The organism is Acinetobacter sp. UBA6720, assembly GCF_002454215.1.
Classification (GTDB): domain Bacteria; phylum Pseudomonadota; class Gammaproteobacteria; order Pseudomonadales; family Moraxellaceae; genus Acinetobacter.
The window spans coordinates 13,606-34,757 of record NZ_DKIK01000078.1 but is presented as its reverse complement, the minus strand read 5'-3'; the positions used below and the strand labels follow the sequence as shown (position 1 = coordinate 34,757).

17 protein-coding genes and 2 pseudogenes are annotated in these 21,152 nt (G+C 41.3%); 15 read left to right on the top strand and 4 right to left on the bottom strand.

The features are described 5' to 3' along the window. Nucleotides 1-30: 30 nt before the first annotated feature. A complete protein-coding gene (locus tag B4F08_RS06915; RefSeq protein WP_291373915.1) occupies nucleotides 31-1,362 on the top strand; it encodes an MATE family efflux transporter in 1,332 nt (443 codons plus the stop codon). A 157-nt stretch (nucleotides 1,363-1,519) separates the two neighbouring features. Here the strand turns inward: B4F08_RS06915 and B4F08_RS06910 are convergent, their stop codons facing one another. After that, on the bottom strand, nucleotides 1,520-2,401 hold the full coding sequence (locus B4F08_RS06910) for a LysR family transcriptional regulator (RefSeq protein WP_086208342.1): 882 nt from the start codon (nucleotides 2,399-2,401) through the stop codon (nucleotides 1,520-1,522). Between the two features lie 168 nt (nucleotides 2,402-2,569). Here B4F08_RS06910 and B4F08_RS06905 point away from each other — a divergent pair, with 168 nt between their 5' ends. The 10 genes from B4F08_RS06905 to B4F08_RS06860 all read left to right on the top strand — a co-directional run bounded on the left by B4F08_RS06905 (nucleotide 2,570) and on the right by B4F08_RS06860 (nucleotide 13,108). Continuing rightward, nucleotides 2,570-4,087: a CoA-acylating methylmalonate-semialdehyde dehydrogenase gene (locus B4F08_RS06905; protein WP_291373914.1), complete on the top strand. Its 1,518-nt coding sequence runs from the start codon at nucleotides 2,570-2,572 to the stop codon at nucleotides 4,085-4,087. An 11-nt stretch (nucleotides 4,088-4,098) separates the two neighbouring features. Beyond that, nucleotides 4,099-4,989: a 3-hydroxyisobutyrate dehydrogenase gene (gene mmsB, locus B4F08_RS06900; protein ID WP_291373913.1), complete on the top strand. Its 891-nt coding sequence runs from the start codon at nucleotides 4,099-4,101 to the stop codon at nucleotides 4,987-4,989. Nucleotides 4,990-5,073: 84 nt separating this feature from the next. Further along, a complete protein-coding gene (locus B4F08_RS06895; RefSeq protein ID WP_291373912.1) occupies nucleotides 5,074-6,729 on the top strand; it encodes an AMP-binding protein in 1,656 nt (551 codons plus the stop codon). Nucleotides 6,730-6,855: 126 nt separating this feature from the next. After that, nucleotides 6,856-7,980: an acyl-CoA dehydrogenase family protein gene (locus B4F08_RS06890; RefSeq protein WP_291373925.1), complete on the top strand. Its 1,125-nt coding sequence runs from the start codon at nucleotides 6,856-6,858 to the stop codon at nucleotides 7,978-7,980. A 95-nt stretch (nucleotides 7,981-8,075) separates the two neighbouring features. Beyond that, a complete protein-coding gene (locus B4F08_RS06885) occupies nucleotides 8,076-8,879 on the top strand; it encodes an enoyl-CoA hydratase (RefSeq protein WP_291373911.1) in 804 nt (267 codons plus the stop codon). A gap of 13 nt (nucleotides 8,880-8,892) precedes the next feature. After that, nucleotides 8,893-9,951 carry an enoyl-CoA hydratase/isomerase family protein gene (locus B4F08_RS06880; RefSeq protein WP_291373910.1) on the top strand — a complete coding sequence of 353 codons (1,059 nt, stop codon included), beginning with the start codon at nucleotides 8,893-8,895 and terminating at the stop codon, nucleotides 9,949-9,951. A 713-nt stretch (nucleotides 9,952-10,664) separates the two neighbouring features. Continuing rightward, on the top strand, nucleotides 10,665-11,207 hold the full coding sequence (locus B4F08_RS06875; RefSeq protein WP_086208336.1) for a GTP-binding protein: 543 nt from the start codon (nucleotides 10,665-10,667) through the stop codon (nucleotides 11,205-11,207). 13 nt (nucleotides 11,208-11,220) lie between these two features. Next, complete coding sequence (locus B4F08_RS06870) at nucleotides 11,221-11,637, top strand: roadblock/LC7 domain-containing protein (protein WP_086208335.1); 417 nt, start codon at nucleotides 11,221-11,223, stop codon at nucleotides 11,635-11,637. A gap of 85 nt (nucleotides 11,638-11,722) precedes the next feature. Further along, a complete protein-coding gene (locus tag B4F08_RS06865) occupies nucleotides 11,723-12,712 on the top strand; it encodes a hypothetical protein (protein ID WP_086208334.1) in 990 nt (329 codons plus the stop codon). A gap of 39 nt (nucleotides 12,713-12,751) precedes the next feature. Next, the gene (locus B4F08_RS06860; RefSeq protein ID WP_086208333.1) at nucleotides 12,752-13,108 is read left to right on the top strand and encodes a hypothetical protein; all 357 of its coding nucleotides are present in this window, start codon (nucleotides 12,752-12,754) and stop codon (nucleotides 13,106-13,108) included. 98 nt (nucleotides 13,109-13,206) lie between these two features. Here B4F08_RS06860 and B4F08_RS06855 read toward each other — a convergent pair whose 3' ends face one another. Both B4F08_RS06855 and B4F08_RS06850 read right to left on the bottom strand, forming a co-directional pair. Continuing rightward, on the bottom strand, nucleotides 13,207-14,079 hold the full coding sequence (locus tag B4F08_RS06855; RefSeq protein ID WP_291373909.1) for a histone deacetylase: 873 nt from the start codon (nucleotides 14,077-14,079) through the stop codon (nucleotides 13,207-13,209). A 3-nt stretch (nucleotides 14,080-14,082) separates the two neighbouring features. Beyond that, nucleotides 14,083-15,045 carry a hypothetical protein gene (locus B4F08_RS06850; protein ID WP_291373908.1) on the bottom strand — a complete coding sequence of 321 codons (963 nt, stop codon included), beginning with the start codon at nucleotides 15,043-15,045 and terminating at the stop codon, nucleotides 14,083-14,085. Between the two features lie 254 nt (nucleotides 15,046-15,299). On the opposite strand from B4F08_RS06850, the pseudogene B4F08_RS06845 reads away from it, so the two are divergent. The 4 genes and pseudogenes from B4F08_RS06845 to B4F08_RS06830 form a co-directional block, all read left to right on the top strand. Continuing rightward, a pseudogene (locus tag B4F08_RS06845) lies at nucleotides 15,300-15,655 on the top strand (hypothetical protein); the annotation flags it as partial. A gap of 1 nt (nucleotide 15,656) precedes the next feature. Further along, nucleotides 15,657-15,820 (top strand): annotated as a pseudogene (locus B4F08_RS06840) (rubredoxin). Between the two features lie 662 nt (nucleotides 15,821-16,482). Beyond that, on the top strand, nucleotides 16,483-18,117 hold the full coding sequence (locus tag B4F08_RS06835) for an arylsulfatase (RefSeq protein ID WP_291373907.1): 1,635 nt from the start codon (nucleotides 16,483-16,485) through the stop codon (nucleotides 18,115-18,117). Between the two features lie 119 nt (nucleotides 18,118-18,236). Next, nucleotides 18,237-19,406, top strand: coding sequence for an OmpP1/FadL family transporter (locus B4F08_RS06830; RefSeq protein WP_291373906.1), 1,170 nt, complete (start codon nucleotides 18,237-18,239; stop codon nucleotides 19,404-19,406). Between the two features lie 115 nt (nucleotides 19,407-19,521). On the opposite strand, the gene B4F08_RS06825 is transcribed toward B4F08_RS06830, so the two are convergent. Continuing rightward, nucleotides 19,522-21,057 (bottom strand): arylsulfatase, encoded by a 1,536-nt coding sequence (locus tag B4F08_RS06825; RefSeq protein ID WP_291373905.1) that lies wholly within the window; start codon nucleotides 21,055-21,057, stop codon nucleotides 19,522-19,524. Between the last annotated feature and the right edge of the window lie 95 nt (nucleotides 21,058-21,152).

Here is a 21,152-nt window from a genome sequence, read left to right as displayed (position 1 = left end):
AATTTGTGAGTATGAGTAACCAAATTATCTATGAATATTGTTAAAGATATCACAGTACCCATTCTTCAACTTGCACTACCTTTGATTCTTATTCAGTTGTGTCAAGCTTTATTGGGTTTAGTTAATACAATTGTGGCAGGTCGTTATCATTATTTAGATTTAGCTGCTATTGGCTTGGGTAGTAATATTTGGGCACCTGTTTTCATTCTATTTACTGGGATTTTATATGTATTGGTGCCAAAGTTTTCGCTTTTAAAATATAAAGAGGATAGCCAACAGACAGCACAATTATATCAGCAGGGAAAGAGAGTATCTTTTCTGTTGGCGATGTTGGGTTTTGTGTTTATACAGACTCTCGCATATTTATGTCCATTGTTTATCCCAGATACTGATGTTGCAAAAATTTGCAAGAATTACTTACATTTGATTGCATTTGCCATGCCTGCATTGGTTTATATGGTTTTTTACCGTTTTATCAGTGAAGGATATAGCCAACTTCATCCAATTCTAATGAGCTTTATCATCATGCTGATATGCGATGGATTATTGGGTTATGTTTTTGTTCATGGGATTGGTATTTTCCCCGAAATGGGAGGAATGGGCACGGGTTTGGCGACGATTATCAGTGCTTACATTGGTTGTTTGAGTATGCGTTATTGGGTTCATAAGCGTATACCAGAAATGAGTATTTGGACTGAGACGAGCACTGCTGATTTATCTGACAGTATAGAACTGTTGAAACAAGGTATGCCGATTGGATGTGCATTAGTTTTACAAGTTTTAGCACTCGCGACTTTGGCCTTTTTTGCAGCCAGACTTGGAACACAAGTCATCGCAGCACATCAAATTGTAATTAATATTGCAATGGTGATTATTATGATCCCTGTTGCCATGAGTAGTACTGCAACCATTCGAATAGCTCATTTTAATGGGATGAAATATCGGAAAGAGAGGCGCTGGTCATATTACATCGTTACTGCTTTTACTCTTTTTTATGCAATCGTTGTGGCAGGGATTCTAAGTCAATTTGCAAGACAAATGACAGCACTTTTCAGTCAGGATAGCGATGTAGTAACGATTGCTGCAACGCTGATGTGCTATGTGGCTATTTTTCTTATATTTGATGCTTTACAAACAGTTGCAGCAGGAATATTAAGAGGAATGCAGCAATTCACGCAGCCCTTGTTTGTCATTTTATTTTGTTATTGGATGGTCATTATTCCATTCAGTTATATGTTTGGTATAAATGGGGCATTTCAGGTTGAAACCTCTGTCATGACGATATGGAAGATTATGATTATGGGGATTTTTTTGGCAGCATTATTATTAACTGCTCAAAGTTATCGTTGGGTACTCAAATAAAATCTTGATACCAATCAATATAAGAGTTTCTAGCTAGGCTCAACTAAAAGAGTGATTGGTTATTTCGCATGGATAAGTTTATTTGTACTTCATTATTCGAATAATGAGTTCGATACATTGCGATGAGAAAGACCAATAAGAACTTACTGCTGATGGTCTAATCCATCAGCACGCTTTGTTTTAAGTCTGCTTGTTTGCGTAAATAGTCCCAAACCAATTTAATCCGTGGCTCGTGTTGTAGGTCGACAAAAGTCAGCATCCAAAAGGTATGTGTGAAACGTACCTGATCGGGTAGAACTTGTACCAAATCAGGTTGATCATGCGCCAAAAATTTCGGCAAAAGGGCCAATCCTGCCCCTGCATTGACTGCAATTTGCTGGGCCAAAATACTACTACTGCGGAAGTTTGCAGTCAGAGGAATCGGTAGGCGTTCCAAGCAATATAGCTCCGAACTATAAATTAGATCATCAATATAATTCACAAAGCGGTGATGGGCTAAATCGTCCATATTTGGAATGGGTGGATGTTGTGCCAGATAGCTTTTGCTGCCGTAAATTTTTAAACAATAATCTGTCAGTCGGGTAATGATGTATGGCCCCGATTTTGGGCGGTCAATTGAAATCACAATATCCGCTTCACGATGCGACAGTTTGATCATCTTCGGCACAGGAATTAGGTCGATCGTGAGCAGTGGAAATTGCAATGACAGTTCGGCCAATAGTTGAGTTAAAAATGCTGTGCCGAAACCCTCAGGTGCGCCAATTCGCACACGACCTTCGAGTGGCTGTTGTGGTTTTTGAATTTGCAAAAAAGCCTGTTCCATTTGCTCTACACGGGGAACCAATGCCATGCCATCGGCAGTGAGTTCATAGCCAGTGGCTTCACGTTTAAACAGGGGCATGCCTAAAGTGACTTCTAAAGACTGTACGCGTCGTGCCACTGTACTGTGTTCGACGCCAATAATCCGTGCTGCATTGGTCAGGGTTTTAGCGCGTGCCAAGACCAAAAAAAACTGCAGATGATCCCAATCTACTTTCATTTTTATTTTCCACATCCTGTGCAAAATTGCACAACTATCGTGCACCAATCTGCATTGGTGGTCAAAGTTTTCTTTGCTAGTCTAAGTTGAAAAGCAGAAATTGAATATACGGTTTAAGTCGTATGTTTTCACAGTGACACAATAAAAATGAAGGCCTATGGAGAGGTTATGAATACGGTTTCTAAAATCCAAATTACTACAGCTAAACTTTTGATTAACGGTGAATTTGTTGAGTCTAAAACCCAGCAGTGGCAAGACATTATTAACCCTGCAACCCAAGAAGTGATTGGTTTAGTCCCTTTTGCAACACCAGAGGAAATACAAGCTGCGATTAGCTCAGCAAAATCTGCCTTTGCGAGCTGGAGAGAAACCCCGATTCAAGCACGTATGCGCATTATGCTGAAACTACAGCAACTGATTCGTGACAATGCCAAGAAAATTGCACAGGTGCTCACAGCCGAACAAGGTAAAACCTTGGCCGACGCGGAAGGCGATATTCAGCGTGGTTTAGAAGTGGTAGAACATGCCTGTTCAATTGGCACGTTGCAAATGGGCGAATATACCGAAGGTGTGGCACGTGGTGTAGATACCTATACCTTACAACAACCTTTGGGAGTATGTGCGGGCATTACGCCATTTAACTTCCCAGCGATGATTCCTTTGTGGATGTTCCCCATGGCAATTGTCTGTGGCAATACCTTTGTTTTGAAGCCATCTGAACAAGATCCGCTCTCCACCATGATGTTGGTCGAGTTGGCAATCGAAGCTGGTATTCCCGCAGGCGTACTGAATGTGGTGCATGGTGGTAAAGATGTGGTCGATGCCCTGTGTACCCATCAAGACATTAAAGCCATTTCTTTTGTGGGTTCGACCGCTGTTGGCACGCATGTCTATAACTTGGCAGGCCAACATGGTAAGCGTGTGCAATCCATGATGGGTGCGAAAAACCATGTGGTGGTGATGCCTGATGCTAATAAAGAACAAACCTTAAATGCCATGGTCGGTGCAGCCTTTGGCGCGGCAGGACAACGTTGTATGGCGCTTTCAGTGGCAGTCATGGTCGGTGACAGTAAACACTGGATCAATGAATTGGTCGCAAAAGCGAAGACCTTGAGCGTGAATGCAGGGCATGAACCGAATACAGATATTGGTCCTGTGATTTCACCGCGTGCTAAAGCCCGTGTGATTGATCTGATTAACAGTGGTGTAGAGCAAGGTGCCGAACTGCTACTAGATGGTCGTGATATTCAAGTCAAAGGCTATGAAAATGGCAACTTTGTCGGGGCAACGGTGTTTAATAATGCCACCACGGATATGCGCATTTATAAAGAAGAAATCTTTGGGCCAGTACTCACGATTCTCTGTGTCGAGACGTTGGATGAGGCGATTGAACTGGTCAATGCCAATCCATTTGGCAATGGTGTGGGCTTATTTACTCAAAGTGGTGCAGTGGCACGGACTTTCCAAAGCCGTATTGATATTGGTCAAGTGGGTATCAATATTCCAATTCCAGTCCCTGTGCCATTCTTTAGTTTCACAGGTTCACGTGGCTCGAAGTTGGGTGATTTAGGTCCTTATGGCAAACAAGCAGTTCAGTTCTATACGCAAACTAAAACCATTACCAGCCGTTGGTTTGAAGACAGCCAAGAAGCAGGGGAAGTGAATACCACCATCAGTTTACGCTAAGGAGAGGCGAGATGAAGATAGCTTTCATTGGTTTAGGGAATATGGGTGGTTCGATGGCACAGAACCTGCTCAAAGCAGGGCAAATAGTGTTGGGCTATGACCTGAGTGAAAAAGCCTTACAACAGTTTGCTGAAAGTGGCGGTGTGGTGTGCGATAGTCCACATGCTGCGGCTGAGCAGGCAGATGTGGTTATCAGTATGTTGCCTGCAGCCAAGCATGTACGTGACGTGTATTTGGGTGAAACGGGAATTTTAGCAGTGATGCGGGCAGGTAGTCTCTGTATTGACTCGAGTACCATCGACCCGCAAACCATTAAAGATGTTGCTGCCGAAGGACAGCAGCGCCAGATTCAGGTTTGTGATGCGCCCGTTTCTGGTGGGACCATTGGCGCCAAAGCAGGTACCTTGACCTTTATGGTCGGTGCCGATGATGCGACCTATGAGCAAGTGAAGCCCATTCTTAGTTTCATGGGAAAAAACACTGTGCACTGTGGTGCAGTCGGTGCAGGGCAAATTGCTAAGATTTGCAATAACATGATTTTGGGCATTTCCATGGCTGCCGTGGCAGAAGGCATGGCTTTGGGCAGTCGACTGGGGATTGATACACATGCGTTGGCAGGGGTGATCAATAGTTCAAGTGGCCGTTGTTGGAGTTCTGAAATCTGTAATCCATGGCCAGATATTAGTCCAAATGCACCCGCAGGACGTGGCTATACCGATGGATTTGCTTCGCAACTCATGCTCAAAGATTTAGGTTTGGCCATTGAAGCGGCAGGTCAAGTCAAGCAACCTGTATTACTCGGTGGTTTGGCCCAGCAGCTTTATCAACAACTATGTTTACAAGGCAATGCACATTTAGATTTTTCTAGCATTATCCAGCAGTATTTACCCCGAGAAAATTGATTTAAAAGAAATGAAAGGGTGCAATGAGTGCACCCGATAAAAAACCCTTGTCGTGAATAACAAAAATGTGACTGAGGTGAAAGGATGACTTCAAATTATCAACAAGCGCAGCAAAATTTTGATTTGCAACAGGCTGCGCAACGGTTTCTATCAGGTTCAGTCGATGCACTGAATGCGTGTTATGAGTGCTGTGATCGGCATGCTTTGCCAGGGCGAATTGCTTTATTTTGGCAGGGTAAAGATGGTCGTAAAGAGCAATATACCTTCCGAGAGTTACAACAACGTGCCAGCCAATTTGCCAACTTTTTAAAGTCGCAAGGCGTGTCTAAAGGCGACCGCGTTTCGGGTTTATTGCCACGTACGCCTGAGCTTATCATTACTATTTTAGCGACATGGCGAATTGGTGCCGTCTATCAACCGCTATTTACTGCATTTGGCCCGAAAGCCATTGAGCACCGCTTACAGTTGGCACAAAGCAAACTGGTGGTGACCGATGTGGGCAATCGTGACAAATTAAATGAAGTAGAGGATTGCCCTGCAATTGTGACGGTCACGGGAGCCAAAGGCACAGGTTTGTATCAAGGGGATTATAGCTTTTGGGCAGAGGTCAATCGCCAGTCTGATCAGTGTGAATTGGAGATGATGAACATCCAAGATCCGTTCTTGTTGATGTTCACTTCAGGCACGACAGGCCCTGCTAAACCTTTGCAAGTGCCACTGAAGGCTCTGATTGCATTTGGTGCTTATATGCAAGATGCGATTGGTTTAAGAGCTGAAGATTCGTTTTGGAATATTGCCGATCCGGGTTGGGCCTATGGATTGTACTATGGCATTACTGGCCCGCTTTTATTGGGTCATCCGACCATTTTTTATGAAGGTACATTTACCGCTGACAGTCTATGCCAGATTGTAAATGACTATGGCGTGAATAACTTGGCGGGTGCACCAACAGCTTACCGCATGATGATGGCGGCCGATCCGAAGCAAATGGTGAAACTCCGTGGCAAATTCCGCGTTGTGAGCAGTGCAGGTGAGCCATTGAATCCTGAAGTGTTCCGCTGGTTCAAGCAAGTATTAGATGCCCCGATATTTGACCACTATGGCCAAACCGAAGTGGGAATGGTGGTGTGTAATCACCATGCACTGGAACATGAGGTGCGAGCAGGCTCGGCAGGTTTTGCCAGTCCCGGCTATCGTGTCGTGGCACTAGATGAACAGGGTCATGAACTCGGTGCCGATAGCCCAGGAATTTTAGCGGTGGATATTAGCCAGTCTCCGATGATGTGGTTTGGCGGTTATCAAGAAAGCCGTAAATCACCCTTTATTGGGCATTATTATTTAACCGGTGATACGGCCGAAATACATGCCGATGGCAGCATGAGTTTTGTCGGACGCAGCGATGATGTGATTACCACTTCAGGTTATCGCGTAGGTCCCTTTGATGTAGAAAGTGCATTACTAGAGCATGATGCAGTGATTGAAGCCGCCGTGATTGGTGTGCCTGATCCTGAGCGTACCGAAGTGATTAAAGCTTTTGTGATTTTATCTGGTGAGAGTGCAGCCAGTGCTGAGCTTGAAAATGAACTGAGCCAATTTGTGAAAAAACGCTTATCTGCCCATGCCTATCCGCGCTTGATTGAGTTTGTGACTGAACTTCCCAAAACACCAAGTGGGAAGATTCAACGCTTTTTATTGCGCAATCAGGAAATTGCTAAGCAGCAAACTGTGGCTACTGTTTAAATTGAAGAGATTGTAAGGAAAGGATTTATGCAATTCACTGAGGAACACGTCCTGAGTCAGGATAAGGCGAAAAGTTTTGCCCAAGAGCAGATGAAACCGAATACCAGTGAGTGGGATCGACAAGGCATGTTTTTTGAAGAACAAGTCCTGATTCAGGACATGGCAAAAAGCTTTGCCCAAGAACAAATTAAACCCTATGCCAGTGAGTGGGATCGACAGGGGACTTTCCCTGCGCAAGCTTTACAGCAAATGGGGCAATTGGGTTTTATGGGCATGTTGGTGCCTGAAGAATGGGGTGGTTCAGCAACAGGCAACTTGGCCTATGTACTAGCGCTAGAAGAAATTGCCGCTGCTGATGGTGCAACTTCAGCCATTATGAGTGTGCATAATTCGGTGGGTTGCGTGCCGATTTTGAAATTTGGCACCGAAGAACAAAAGCAACAATTTCTGGTGCCTTTAGCCAAAGGTGAAATGATCGGTGCTTTTGCACTGACTGAGCCACATACCGGTTCTGATGCTGCAGCCATTAAAACCCGCGCCGTGAAAGATGGTGACCATTACATCATCAATGGTGCCAAGCAATTTATTACTTCAGGGCACAATGCAGGCGTGATTATCGTGTTTGCCGTGACTGATCCGAGCGCTGGGAAAAAAGGCATGAGTGCTTTTTTAGTCCCGCGTAATACACCCGGCTACGAAGTCATTCGGGTCGAAGAAAAATTAGGTTTACATGCATCTGACACCTGCCAAATTGCCTTGACGGATATGCGTGTCCACAAAAGTATGTTGTTGGGCAAAGAGGGCGAAGGTTTAAAAATTGCCTTGTCTAATTTGGAGGGCGGGCGCATTGGGATTGCCGCGCAGGCTGTTGGGTTGGCGCGAGCCGCTTTGGAGGAAGCGACGCGTTATGCCAAGGAGCGTGTGGCATTCGGTAAGCCCATTTTTGAACAGCAAGCAGTGTCGTTTCGACTGGCCAGTATGGCAACAGAAATTGCCGCAGCACGTCAGTTGGTACATCAGGCTGCGCGTTTAAAAGAAGCAGGTCAGCCGTGTTTGACTGAAGCTTCGATGGCCAAGTTATTTGCCTCTGAAATGACAGAGCGGGTTTGTTCAAATGCTCTACAAATCTTTGGTGGTTATGGCTATCTAAAAGATTTCCCGATAGAGCGAATTTATCGTGATGCCCGAATTTGTCAGATTTACGAAGGCACCAGTGATATTCAACGCTTAGTAATTGCCCGTAGTTTATAAACCCAATATCGAAAAAAACTGACCCTTGCACATGTCAACGATCGCGAGATTTTTCAAGAGATATGTGCACTGGTTTATAGAAGAAGGATCGCAACATGCAGTGGGAAAAAACTTTCATTGAAGATTTACAGTGGGACACAATTTTAGTTGAAAAGCGTAAAGGCGTAGGGGTGATTACCCTGAACCGTCCTCAAGCGTTGAATGCCTTAAATAGTCAACTGATTGCTGAAATTAACCAAGCCTTAGACCAGTTTGAGCGCGATGCTGAAATTGGCTGTATGGTGTTGGCAGGTTCGGAAAAAGCCTTTGCCGCGGGTGCTGATATTAAAGAAATGGCCGAGCTGAATTTCCCGAATATCTATTTTGACGATTTTTTCCATTTGGCAGATCGGATTGCGCAGCGTCGTAAACCCTTGATTGCTGCGGTAAGTGGCTATGCGCTGGGGGGCGGCTGTGAGCTGGCGTTAATGTGCGATTTTATCTATTGTGCGGAGAATGCCAAATTTGGTTTGCCTGAAGTAACTCTTGGTGTAATTCCTGGCATTGGTGGAACGCAGCGTTTAACGTTGGCATTGGGTAAAGCCAAAGCCATGGAAATGTGTTTAACCGCACGGCAAATGGGCGCGGTTGAGGCGGAACAAAGTGGTTTAGTGGCGCGTGTGCTACCGAAAGATGAATTATTGGCCTATACCCTAGAGGCTGCGGAAAAAATTGCACAGCGATCCCTGACTGCAACCATGATGATTAAAGAAAGTATTAATCGCGCCTTTGAGGTGAGTTTGAGTGAGGGATTACGCTTTGAACGTCGTACTTTCCATTCCATCTTTGCAACGTCTGATCAAAAAGAAGGCATGAAAGCCTTTGTGGAAAAGCGTCCAGCACAATTTAAAAATCAATAAAAGGAGTCTTCGCATGGAAAATAATTTACAGATTAGCATGCAAGGGCATTTAGGCGTGATTACGCTAGATCGAGCGAGTCATCTGAATGCACTGTCCTTAAACATGATTCATGGCATTAGCCAGCAGCTAGAACAATGGCGAGAGGATGATCAAGTTCAAGCCGTCTTGATTAACTCCAAAAGCCCTAAAGCCTTTTGTGCAGGGGGGGATATTCGCTTCCTCTATGACAGCTATCAAAATGGAACTGCCAACTATCAACGCTATTTTGCTGATGAATATCACATGCTGAAGAGCCTGCGCCAATATGCGAAACCTGTGCTGGTGTTTTTAGATGGCTATGTTTTGGGCGGTGGTTTTGGTTTGGCACAAGCCTGCCATATCATTGTTAGTAGTGAGAAATCTCGTTTTGCCATGCCAGAAACCGCGATCGGCTTTTTCCCCGATGTGGGCGCAACCCATTTCCTGTCTCGTTTAGACGATGTGGGCGTGTATATGGCGGTGACGGGTGAACAGATCAGTAGTAGCGATGCCTTACATTTAGACTTAATTGATTATCTGGTGCCGAGTGACCACTTAGCACAGCTACAAACAGAATTGGCGCATGCTACGCAATTAACCCAACAGTCGATTGAGCAGACCATTGCGCGTTATTTAAAAGAACCTGCACCTAGCGAACTAAAACAGTATGAAGATGCGATTCGGCATCATTTTTCACATGCAGATTTGCAGGATATTGAAGACAGCTTAGCCAATACATTAGACAGTGACTATATGGATTGGGCTGAAAAAATCCTAGCCAATTTACAACAACGTTCTTTGTTGGCCAAGCAAATCAGCTTAAAACTTCAATATGTAGGTCGTGGATTATCTTTAGAGCAATGTATGCAGTTAGAGCGTGATTTACAAGATATCTGGTTTGAGCAAGGGGACATGATTGAAGGTGTTCGTGCCTTACTGATTGATAAAGACAAGCAACCGAAATGGCAAACAGAAAATCTTGAATTGATGCAAATGTTCGAAAATTTATTGCCATCTTCACCACAGCAACGGCAGGTAAGTGTGAAAATTTAGTTTGATCTTAAGGGGATAAAAATCTTTCAGGTTGTTGAAGGATTTTTGATCAGAAAAATCATGCAGTAATTAAAGCAGATTACCATTAATGTTGAAATGTACCTTGATGGTCTGTCGCTATCAGGATTTAGTGGTTTGTGCTTTCAGCAAATAAAAAAACACGTAGGCCACTATAAAATATTTTTACTCTTCTAATTTTACTAGGGTTTGATAGTCATTCTATTTGTATTTTAGCAATCAGCTCAGCTTAATAAAAAGCTAAATTCACTTAAATGATTTTGTAAATAACCGTTTACATCGCGCTGAATTTGCCTCTTTTATAGATTAAATTTGTTCCAGATAGCGATGATTTTGCAAAGAGGAGGGTATTTAAGAACTGATATTTACGTGAAAAGTGTTTTTTATTGATTGGAAAAAAAGTTTAACATATATTTAATTATCTAATAAAAAGATTGATTTTTGCATGATAAAAAATGCCAATCTAATACTAATTGATTATGATTCTTATTTGTGAAAATTATTATATATAAAATACATATACTTAGCATTATTTAATATATAGAAATGCATCTAAATAAGATTAAAAGGTATACAAAAAGTAGGGAAATATGTAATTAAGTTTTACTAAATGGTTTATAAAATGATGTTTTTTGTCAATCAAATAAAATATAATGTGAACCAGTACACACTTTTTCGCTATTTGGGACTTCTGAATGATATTACAGCAATATAAAATTGTTTTTGGAGGAACAATGGGGGCAGGAAAATCTGCTGCTATCCAAGCATTATCTGATATTTCTGTAGTAACAACCGAAGCTGTCAATACCGATACAGAAGCACACCATAAATTTTTGACGACTGTCGGCATTGATTATGGGGAAATTAGTCTAGATGACGGTACAAAAATTGGTTTGTACGGGACACCTGGTCAAGATCGTTTTGACTTCATGTGGTCCATTGTTTGTAAAGGGGCAATAGGGACCGTGGTATTAATTGATCATAGTCAAACTGACCGTTTGAAAGATCTTGAATTTTATTTAAATGCTTTTGCAGATTATGGCTCAAATATTGTGGTGGGAATTACTCATTTAGATGAAGAGCATGAGCATAAGCTGAAAATTTACCGTGATTGGATGCAAATACATCAAAAACAATTTCCACTATTTGCGGTAGATGCACGTAAAAAAGATGATGTCTTGCTGATGATAGAAACGTTAATTGCAACACTAGAATTACAAGCAGAGCCAGTCATTTAATAGGTAGCTAAAAATGAATAATCCTCGTGAAATTCCGAAAGAGTTGATTGAATACGCAAATTCAGAATTACAGCATTTTTTAAATACTGTTGCTGGTATTGATTTTGTCATGCTATGTTCATCGGATGGCTTTGAACTTTGCTTAGCTTCGAAGAAAAATATAGAAAATAAAGGAAAAATAGCAGCGGTTAGTAGCTCTATTTTGGCGATGGTTTCTGCTTTTATTTCAGAAATCCAACTTGTGGGTTGTCAGACAATTACGCTTGATGCTGAAAATGGAAAAGTATTTTTAACGGCAGTTAATCACTCGAAATATCCAATGGTGATGGTTGCTGTAACCAGCACAGATATTTTGATTGGACAAATGTTGTATTACTACAAAGAATTAAGTGAAAAATTGGCAAGCCAACAATTGAGCATTGCCTCATAAAATGGATGCGGTTGAACTTTTTTTGTTTAGAGTGAAATGGCGTGCAGTCATGATCTCGATAGATGATTTTTTAGTGGGTTCATGAATGAAAAATGTATTAAATATTGCGATATTTGGTTTAAGTTTGAATTCATTAGATCAAATCAAAACACAGATATTGCTTTCATTGCCTAAAAATATGAATGTGAATTGGGTAAATCTTGCTGAACAAGAAATTGATTTGTTACTCGTTAATGATGCCTTTTTTAACGCACCTGGCATTCAAAAACTTTTATCTCTTCAGAGTGTTGCTTATCTACGTTTGGTTAAAAAGGTAGAGAATGCAGGACGAATTGTAGGGGATCAGTTATTTTATCCTCTGCCTAATGCCGAATATTTACGTGATTGGTTATTCAAAAAAGTCATTCCACAGTCAGAGTTGATGTCATTTGAAATACCATCCATGGAAATGACACATACGCAGCTGACACCACTGACGGTTTTAAACCCTGAAATGACGACGGAACAAGTATTTAATGAAATCTTTATTCCACGCAATGGGTATATTCAGTTATTTGATGCACAAGGTTTTCTTGCATTGGTAGATACGCGTACAGAGCGTGTTTGGGTCAATCCGAATAAAACGATTCAATTTAATGAAACATTGAATCAAACCTATGCAACGGCACAAATTGTACAAGATACGATAAAAGACAAAGAAGTCTATGACTTAAGAGTGTGGTTATGGAAGGTTGTAAATTCCTCGCCATCAATGGATTTACCGAAGGTAGATCTTAATCAGAATTTTAAGCTTGATATTTGGCCACAGTTTGAAAAAGATTTGCAACGCCGTGACTTTTTAAAAATAGCTGCCTGTTTTTCACAGGGTGCTCATATTGCAGATGTAAAACAGGCTCTGAATTTAAGTAATGAAAAAGTATTGAATTTTGTAGCATGTGCTGTTTTACTGCAATTAGGTCGTTTTATTGATCAAAATGAAGTGAAGTATCATATAGATACAAAACAAGTAGAAACTGGTCAAATGAATAAACTACGTGGCTTTATTGGAAAGTTACGTAGAAAACTTGGTCTTTGATTTTTTCCGGGGTAACCCTATAACTAGAGGTAAAATAATATGGCGCGTATTAGTTTAGATGCGTTAACGGGTCTTGATGGTTTTGTTGCTGCTGCACTTGTTGATAGTGAGAGTGGTCTAGCACTTGCGACTCAAGGCGGTGGGGTAGACTTAGAATTAGCAGCAGCAGGTAATACTGAGGTTATTCGTTCTAAGCGTAAAGTTGCGAAGGCTTTACAATTAAATGACAACATTGAAGATATTTTAATTACTTTAGGTAAGCAGTATCACTTGATTCGTCCTTTGGATACGAATGAAGCGTTGTTCTTATATTTAGTTTTAGATCGTTCTAAATCAAACTTGGCAATGGCTCGTTATGAGTTAAAAGGTTTTGAAAAATCACTTGATTTTTCTTGATTTTCTAGAGTAATTAGCCATGCTAGTATATTTCGATATGCTGGCATTTTTTATGCGTTATAGGTTGGCACTGGTGAGTGTACTAAATACTGCTATCCCTACTTGGCATAGTAGGTTTTGTAGGCTGTTTGAAAGGTACTGACATGCAGTTTGACCAGTTCAGGTAGGCTTTGATAACCGCCAGCTAAAACAAACATTAGTGGAAATTGGTGCTTTTGGGCTAAACGAAATACGATTTCATCTCGTTTTTGAATAAGTTCCGTACTAAACCATGAAGAACCGCAAGGGTCATTTTGATGGCAGTCCATGCCTGCCTGAAAAATAATCAAATCAGCTTTCCACTCCAAAGCGAGGCTAAAAGCTTGGTGAATCGCTAGGATATACTGACTAAAATTTCCATTGGTTTTATGAATATGATAGGTTTCAGCTCGTTCATAAGTTGGACAGCCAAAAGCCAAACCATAGATACTATAATTAAAAAGATTGCTCAAGCGACGAGTAAATTCTGCTGTTCCATTGCCTCCATGTTGATCACAATCAATCACAAAGATACGTTTATCTGGGAATTGTTGAGCCACTAAAGCCAGTCCATTAAAGCTACAAAAAGAGCCCCCAAACTCATAAACGGCATGATGAAATCCTTGAGCAATATTAGCTGAGATTTGGTGTTTCCAAGCCAACTCTGCAGCCAGAATTTGACCTGCATTGATGTGATAAACTGCATCACGGAGTTGATGATTCCAAGGTTTAAACCCTTGTAGTGTTGCTAACTTTTCAGGCAGTCCTGTATCAAAGGCTTCTACATACTTAGGGTCATGGAGTTGCTTTAGTATGTCTGTAGAAATTTTCTTCGGTGTATGAAATTGCACTATGCCCAAATCATTTAGTGCTTCCGCCACAGCCGTCAATTTTTCCATACTATTGGTATGAGTGCGAGCGTAGTATTGAGGTGAGTAGCAGACATTTAACATAGTTTAGTTCTTCACTTGCGCAGTGGCGACATCAAGCAGTTGTTGTAATCGCGTGGTTCCAGGACTATATAAACCATTGTCAATTTGCTGTTGATAGTGGGTTGTAAAGGCTCTTGACCGATTTTCAGGAGACACTGCCAAAGTCGTGAGTCGTAAGAACCAAAACCCACTTACTTCTGTGTAGGGGATGACATAGCCTTTAAACTGTTGATTTTGAGTTTTGTTTTGAATGGCATCTCGATCATAATCGACCGAAAATAATGAGCCTGCTGGCAAACAAACACCATTCATTAGTATAGGTTTGAGACTAATACAAGAGTGATCATCTCCCATGTTCAGTTTTTCTAGTAAGAGGGGTTGCTGTTCCTCATCTACAAAGATATTGATTTCACCTTGTCTTAGTACTCGTCCATGGGCAATTTTAAGGAAGAAGTTTTCAGCCATTGGGCATGAGCCGACTTTGGGCTTTTCTGTTCGAGTCTTTAATTCGACTAAACCTGTGTTAGTTGAGGTTTGAGGTAAAATAATATCTGCAATCAGTTGGCATAAAATCTGACTTTCTTCTAATTGAGCTTGTGCTGCAATGTGTCTTAAATTTTTCTGTCTTTCAAAATGGTCATGTACCTGTGCTGAAAGAAATGTGGAATTTGGGCCAGCCAAATGTTGTTGTAAATTTTCATTGAGGTCTAAGTTATGCCAGTCTGAAATTAGATATTGAGACTGTTCAAGTAGTGCCTTCAACGCTTTGGTATCATATTGATCGAACAATTTTAAGTCGATGAAGTCTTGGCTTAAGCGTGGGCTGTTGATGTATTCAGCTAAAACACGTGTGGCTTGTGTATAACCGCAACCTCGACGTTCAGTCTGATGTGAGAAATGTTCATTTAACATTTCAGCCAGCTTCGTAGACAGAGGGAAAACATGTTGTTTAAAGAGTTGAATAATTTCGTGATCTGTCTCGCGCATCCTTGCCCCAAAAATAACTTTAAGATCTGATTTATTATACAGTTTTATCAAGAACTGATTTGAATATTTAACTAAAAAATCTTAATCAGTACTGTATTTGATGTTTTTAAAATGTTTGGTTTTTTCATTGTATTTTAGATATGAACGGATAGTTCACTTAGCGGTGTTTGTTTGGAGCTGACGATGGGCACTATAGCGTTATGGTGTGTAGCAAACTCAGCCTTAAATGTTCTCAAAAATTGGCTGCTGAAGCATATATGCGCACTCAACTTGAGGATAGTTGGAACGATAATAATTTAGTCGCCCGCCTATTTTTATATCACAACGCCATTCAGATCATCATGTTTATCCAACACGTAGTTTTCAAACGCTGAAAAATTATGAAGATGTACCTCAACTTCCCGCAGGTTATGCCGCCATGCTTTTACCTGCCTTGATTCCGAAGTGGTGGTTTAAACTGATGGATCAGCGAGTAGTCGAACACTATGCAAGGATCTTAAGCAAAATAAATATTGATCCAAAAGCCAAAAAAGAATTCATCAGAAATTTACCACTTTACTGTCTAAATCATCCATTACATCAGAGTAAGTTAGGACTCAAGAGGATGTAGGATGAAACGTTATCAATGTTTGGTTTGTGGTTCATCTATGATGAACAATCAGGTTGGCCGCAAGAAGGTTTTGTAGCAGCTAGAGCGTGGCAGGATGTGCCTGAAAACTGGACTTGTCCTGACTGTGGGGGGGCTAAAGCTGACTTTGATATGTTAGAAATCTAAGCAGTAAATACGCACCACATTATGATATGGGCGCTGTGATTCACTTTAGCCGTGCCCAAAATTCTTCTATGGGATGATTTTTCTATCAAACCATTCTATAACCATTCTTTCGCATGGTTGTTCTTCATTTCAAGACTGTTAATCTTTTCAAGCAGATTTATTACTCAAGGACTGAGTAGAAGTCATAAGCCATATTTTAAAGAAAGCCATGGTCATGGAGGAGTGTGGATTCCTTTAAAATATTGAGATGATTAAAAAATAACGATGTGAAATCGAATGTGTAGAACTCAATAACTTCGAAAATCGCAAACATATTTTCTTTAAAGGATTAGAACAAAGATGGTTAATCAACTTGTTTGTATAACACTAGACGAAATTTTGGCTTCACCACGACTTAAAGTTACCAAGATTGCCCCCTTTTTTTATTGCTATGCCCTATTTTTAGTGAGTGGTCTTTAGCACATTATTTACTGTAAAAATAATTTTTAGCTATGCAGGTTTTGATACATAGACTGCAACATTTATTTATATAGAATTTAAAACTAAGAATAGATAAATAATTGAACTTTAATAAATTTTATACAGATTAAATTTCTAAGAAATAAGTTCTGGCAAAAGTCAGAAGGGATACTTTTATCTTAAAAACGGTCAAGGAGGATACCATGCGTATCATGAAGTCTAAGCTGTGTTTATCTATCGGCACTAGCTTATTGTCGGTAGCAATAACAACAGCACATGCTGCATCTGCGAAAACGTATCAAACAGGGAAGACGATTGCGAACGATCCTTTTTTGAAAGCAGTAGTCAGTTCTGAGTATATGGAACCTGCGATTATTCATCCTGCGCAGAGCGTGGTAGCCCAGAAAAAAATTGAGGCATATAAACAAAAAACAGGGCGTACTCCTAATATTTTGATTTTCATTGTTGATGATATGGGGTGGGGGGATATCGGTGCGAATGGTGGGGGTGAAACGGTGGGTGCACCGACACCAAATATTGATAAATTGGCACAAGGGGGTTTGCGTTTTACCTCATTCTATGCACAACCACTGAGTACGCCTTCTCGCGCTGCAATGATGACAGGTCGTCTGCCAATACGTACAGGGTTGGTCCGTCCTATTTTGACAGGTGAAAAACTCAAAGCAAATCCGTGGGAGGGTGAAGTTACTGCAGCAGGTCTTCTCGACAAAGCGGGCTACCGCACGGGCATGGTGGGAAAATGGCATTTGGGTGAAATTGATGGAGCTTACCCACAGCAAAATGGTTATGACGAATACTTCGGTTTCTTGCAAGTGGTATCGAACTTAACCGAGATGACCGATGAACGTTTATATCCAAATTTAATCCACGACCCTGAGCGTTTAGAAGCAATGCGCACGATTCAGCCTCCTGAAATTACCAGTGGCGTCAAAGGCGGGGCGCTAAAGGTTGAGCAGTCGATTAAAACCATTGATGACATCAGCAAAATGGATCAAAAATTTGCAGATTACTCCGACAGTTTTATCCGTCGTGCAGGTAAAAAGAATGAGCCGTTTTACCTGATACATTCATTTTCACGATTACATAATGATAATTATCCCGCTCCGGGTTATGCAGGCAAGAGCCCTGCAAAATATCCCTATAAGGATGGGGTGATTGAGGTCGATGATATCGTTGGTCGTCTTATGAAGACGCTGAAAGATACAGGTCAGCTTGAAAACACAGTCGTGTTCTTTACCTCAGACAACGGAGCCAATGAAGATGTTTGGCCAGATTCTGGGTTTCATCCATGGAAAGGGGGGAAAGGTACCACATGGGAAGGGGGAATTCGTGTACCGGGTATTGCGTACTGGTCAGGCATGATCAAAGAGGGACGTGTTAGTGACGGTATTTTTGACATTCTTGACATATTTAACACATCCGTTGCACTAGGTGGGCAAACAAATCAAATCCCGAAAGATCGTTACTTTGATGGTATCGACCAAACCAGTTTCCTACTGGCTGATGACGGTGAGTCAAACCGTGAAACTTCATACTTCTATTCAGGCAATCAGTTCACATCACTGCGTTGGAATGAGTTTAAAGTGCATTTCAAAGTGATGGATACTACTTCGCCACGTAAAAATATTGATAGTACTTTGTTGTCAGTCGCCAACCCAGCACCGTGGGCATACAACTTATACCTTGACCCCAAAGAGCAAATTCCAAGCCATCATGGGTTTGAATGGGGTTATCCACGTGCCCTGAATCTGGTGCGTTATCACATGAGCACCTTTCAGAAATATCCAGCCAAAGACATTGGTTTGGGTGTGCCTTAATTCAGTTTGAGCAACGATTCTATTCACTAGAACAAAAAGCGATGCAATCACTCACAGTGACTGCTTTTCAGCGGAATGAAACGTAGTCACTGGCTTAAATTTTCACTAAAGGATTAGACATGAAATCGAATCAAAAGTATCTCATAACTGCAATATTGTCTGTATTGGCAGGTCAAGCCTATACCGCAGGTTTAGAGCGTTCCCCACAACAAATTGATGCGCTTTTTGAACAGGGAACTTATGCAGAAGTAGGCTACACCCATATTTCACCTGATGTGACAGGTGACGATTCAAGCGGGCATTCTCTTTCTGACATGGCGGAAGATTATCAATCTCTGAATTATGCAGTAAAGACAGATTTAACCCCGAGTTTACGTTTAGCAGTCATTTATGACGAACCATTCGGCGCGAAAGTGAAGTTTGATGGGACAAATAACTTCATTGCAACAGACCGTCCAGAAACAGATGCTAAAACCCGTGTCGATGTGCAATCGAAAAATATCACTGCATTATTGGGCTATAACCTGAATAAAAATGTCATGATTTATGCTGGACCTGCACTGCAAGAGATTGAAGCTAATGTACATTTACGTGGTTTAACCTATGCTGCCAATAGTGGTTATAACAACAGCTTTGATGATATGGCTGTCGGTTGGGTGGCTGGTTTCAGTTATGCCAAGCCTGAAAAGGGCATTTTAGCCTCACTTACTTATCGTTCTGAAATTGAGCATAAGACAACAATTCAGGAAGATGTGCCATTGGCTGATAAATTGGGTATGGATTATTCACATTATAATCAAGGCAGTATTACTACACCTGAGTCTGTCAATTTAAACATGCAAGCAGGATTGAATATGACCACTGCTGTGTTTGCAAAAGTACGCTATGTGCCGTGGAGTAACTTTGCCTATTATCCACCTATTTTAAAAGCATCGACCGTGGCTGCTTTGGGCAAAGGTTTACCTTTAGTGGATTATTCTGACGATCAAACAGCAGTTGAAATTGGGCTGGGGAAACGTTTGGCTCCGAAGCTTGCCATTGCGGTTTCTGGTTTATGGGATTCAGGCGCGGGTGATCCAGCTCCGACTTTAGGGCCTGTGGATGGATATTGGGGCGCGGGTTTGGCAGCAAAATATAACTTTAATGAAAAACTCGCATTTAGTGTCGGTGGTCGTTATATGTGGTTTGGTGATGCCAAAGGTGAAACATCTGACCGTCGTATAGTGGGTGATTTTAAAGACAATACAGGTTATATCGTAGGCATGAAGCTGTCTTATTCTGCTAAATAAATTGACAGTGTAATAGTAAGTCGTTAGTTGTTTTAAAGAGAAAACCCCTACAGATTTTCTGTTCTTTGGAACAAAGTATCGTAGAGGTTTTCTCTTTAGCTTACCTTAAGTTGAATTAACGTCCAGCAGGCTGATTTTCAATCATACTTGCAACTTGGTCGACTTGGACAGACATACTCTTTTGACTTGGTGGGAAGTCTTTAAATGTTTTCACAAACTCTCCAATCTGCTCTCCAGCTGGACCTAAAATCCAGCTTCTGTTTTCAGCCCATTCATCATAACCACGCGCCTCGGTGAAGCGTTCAAATGGATCCATTTTCAGGTTAATGATATATGGACTGGTCATTGCTTCTTGAGTAGAGCGGAACCAACCATCTTGTTTGGTGAATAGTAATTTCCAATCTCCATAACGCATGCCATGGAAAGTAGTTTCCGTAAAGTAATAGAAATCTTTACGTTTAGTTTTGCCTTGGTTTAATAAAAGATCACTTTGATCATAACCATCTAAATGAACTTTATAATTTTTCCGACCAATACGCTTACCTTTTAATAAATCCTCTTTCAGCGTCTTATCACCCACCCAAGACATTAGTGTTGGCATCCAGTCTTCCATCGTCATAAATTCGCCAGTTGATACATTGGCAGGAATGTGACCAGGCCATTTGACGACTAAAGGAACACGGAAGCCACCTTCCCATCCTCCTACACCTTTTTCACCATGGAATGGTTGGTTACCACCATCTGGCCACGAATTTGATGCTGCGCCATTATCGGTTGAGAACATCACAATGGTATCTCCGCTTACTTTTAAGTCATCAAGAAGCTTTAAAAGTTCACCGACACCATCATCCATTTCAGCAACACCATCGGCATAGACACCATAACCCGTTTTACCATCATATTTCTTATTTAAGTGGGTTTTATAGTGTGTTCGTGTCATGTTGTGCCAAACAAAAAACGGCTTATCTTGTTTAACTGCATCTGAGATAAAACGCTTAGATTGTACCAAGACTTCTTCATCAAGATTACGTTGGCGTTCTATACCAAATGGACCTAAATCTTTAATTTGTTGTTTACCATTACCCAAAGCTTTAGAGTGGATCACACCACGCATTTTTAAGCCTAATTTTTGTTGTGTTGCTTCATCTTTCGGATAGTCTTGTTGCTCACCATACTCACCCGCATTTAGGTGATAGAGAATTCCATAAAATTCATCGAAACCATGTACAGTGGGTAAGTGTTCATCTCGATCACCCAAGTGATTTTTACCAAATTGTCCTGTGACATAACCTTTGGCTTTCAGCATTTCGGCAATGGTTGGATCTTTAGATTTTAGTCCCTGTACTGCTCCTGGAAGTCCGACCGTACTCAAACCTGTACGCATTGGGTATTGCCCTGTAATGAAAGCAGCCCGACCAGCTGTAGAGGATGCCTGTGCATAATGATCCATGAAGGTCATGCCTTCTTTGGCAATACGATCAATATTAGGCGTGGTACCGCCCATCATGCCACGGTGGTAGGTGCTTAAATTCCACATCCCAACATCGTCGCCCCAAATGACTAAAATATTAGGTTGCTTTGCAAATGTGGTTGCAGACAACAACGCTCCACCAATTAAGGCAACAGAGCGTGCAATTAAACTCTTCCGCATGTTATTTCTCCTTGTTAGGATTGTTATGAAGCAATAGAGATTCTTTTTCACTCAGTCCGCCTTAACGAACTTAGCGATGTTTTTTACGGTTGTTC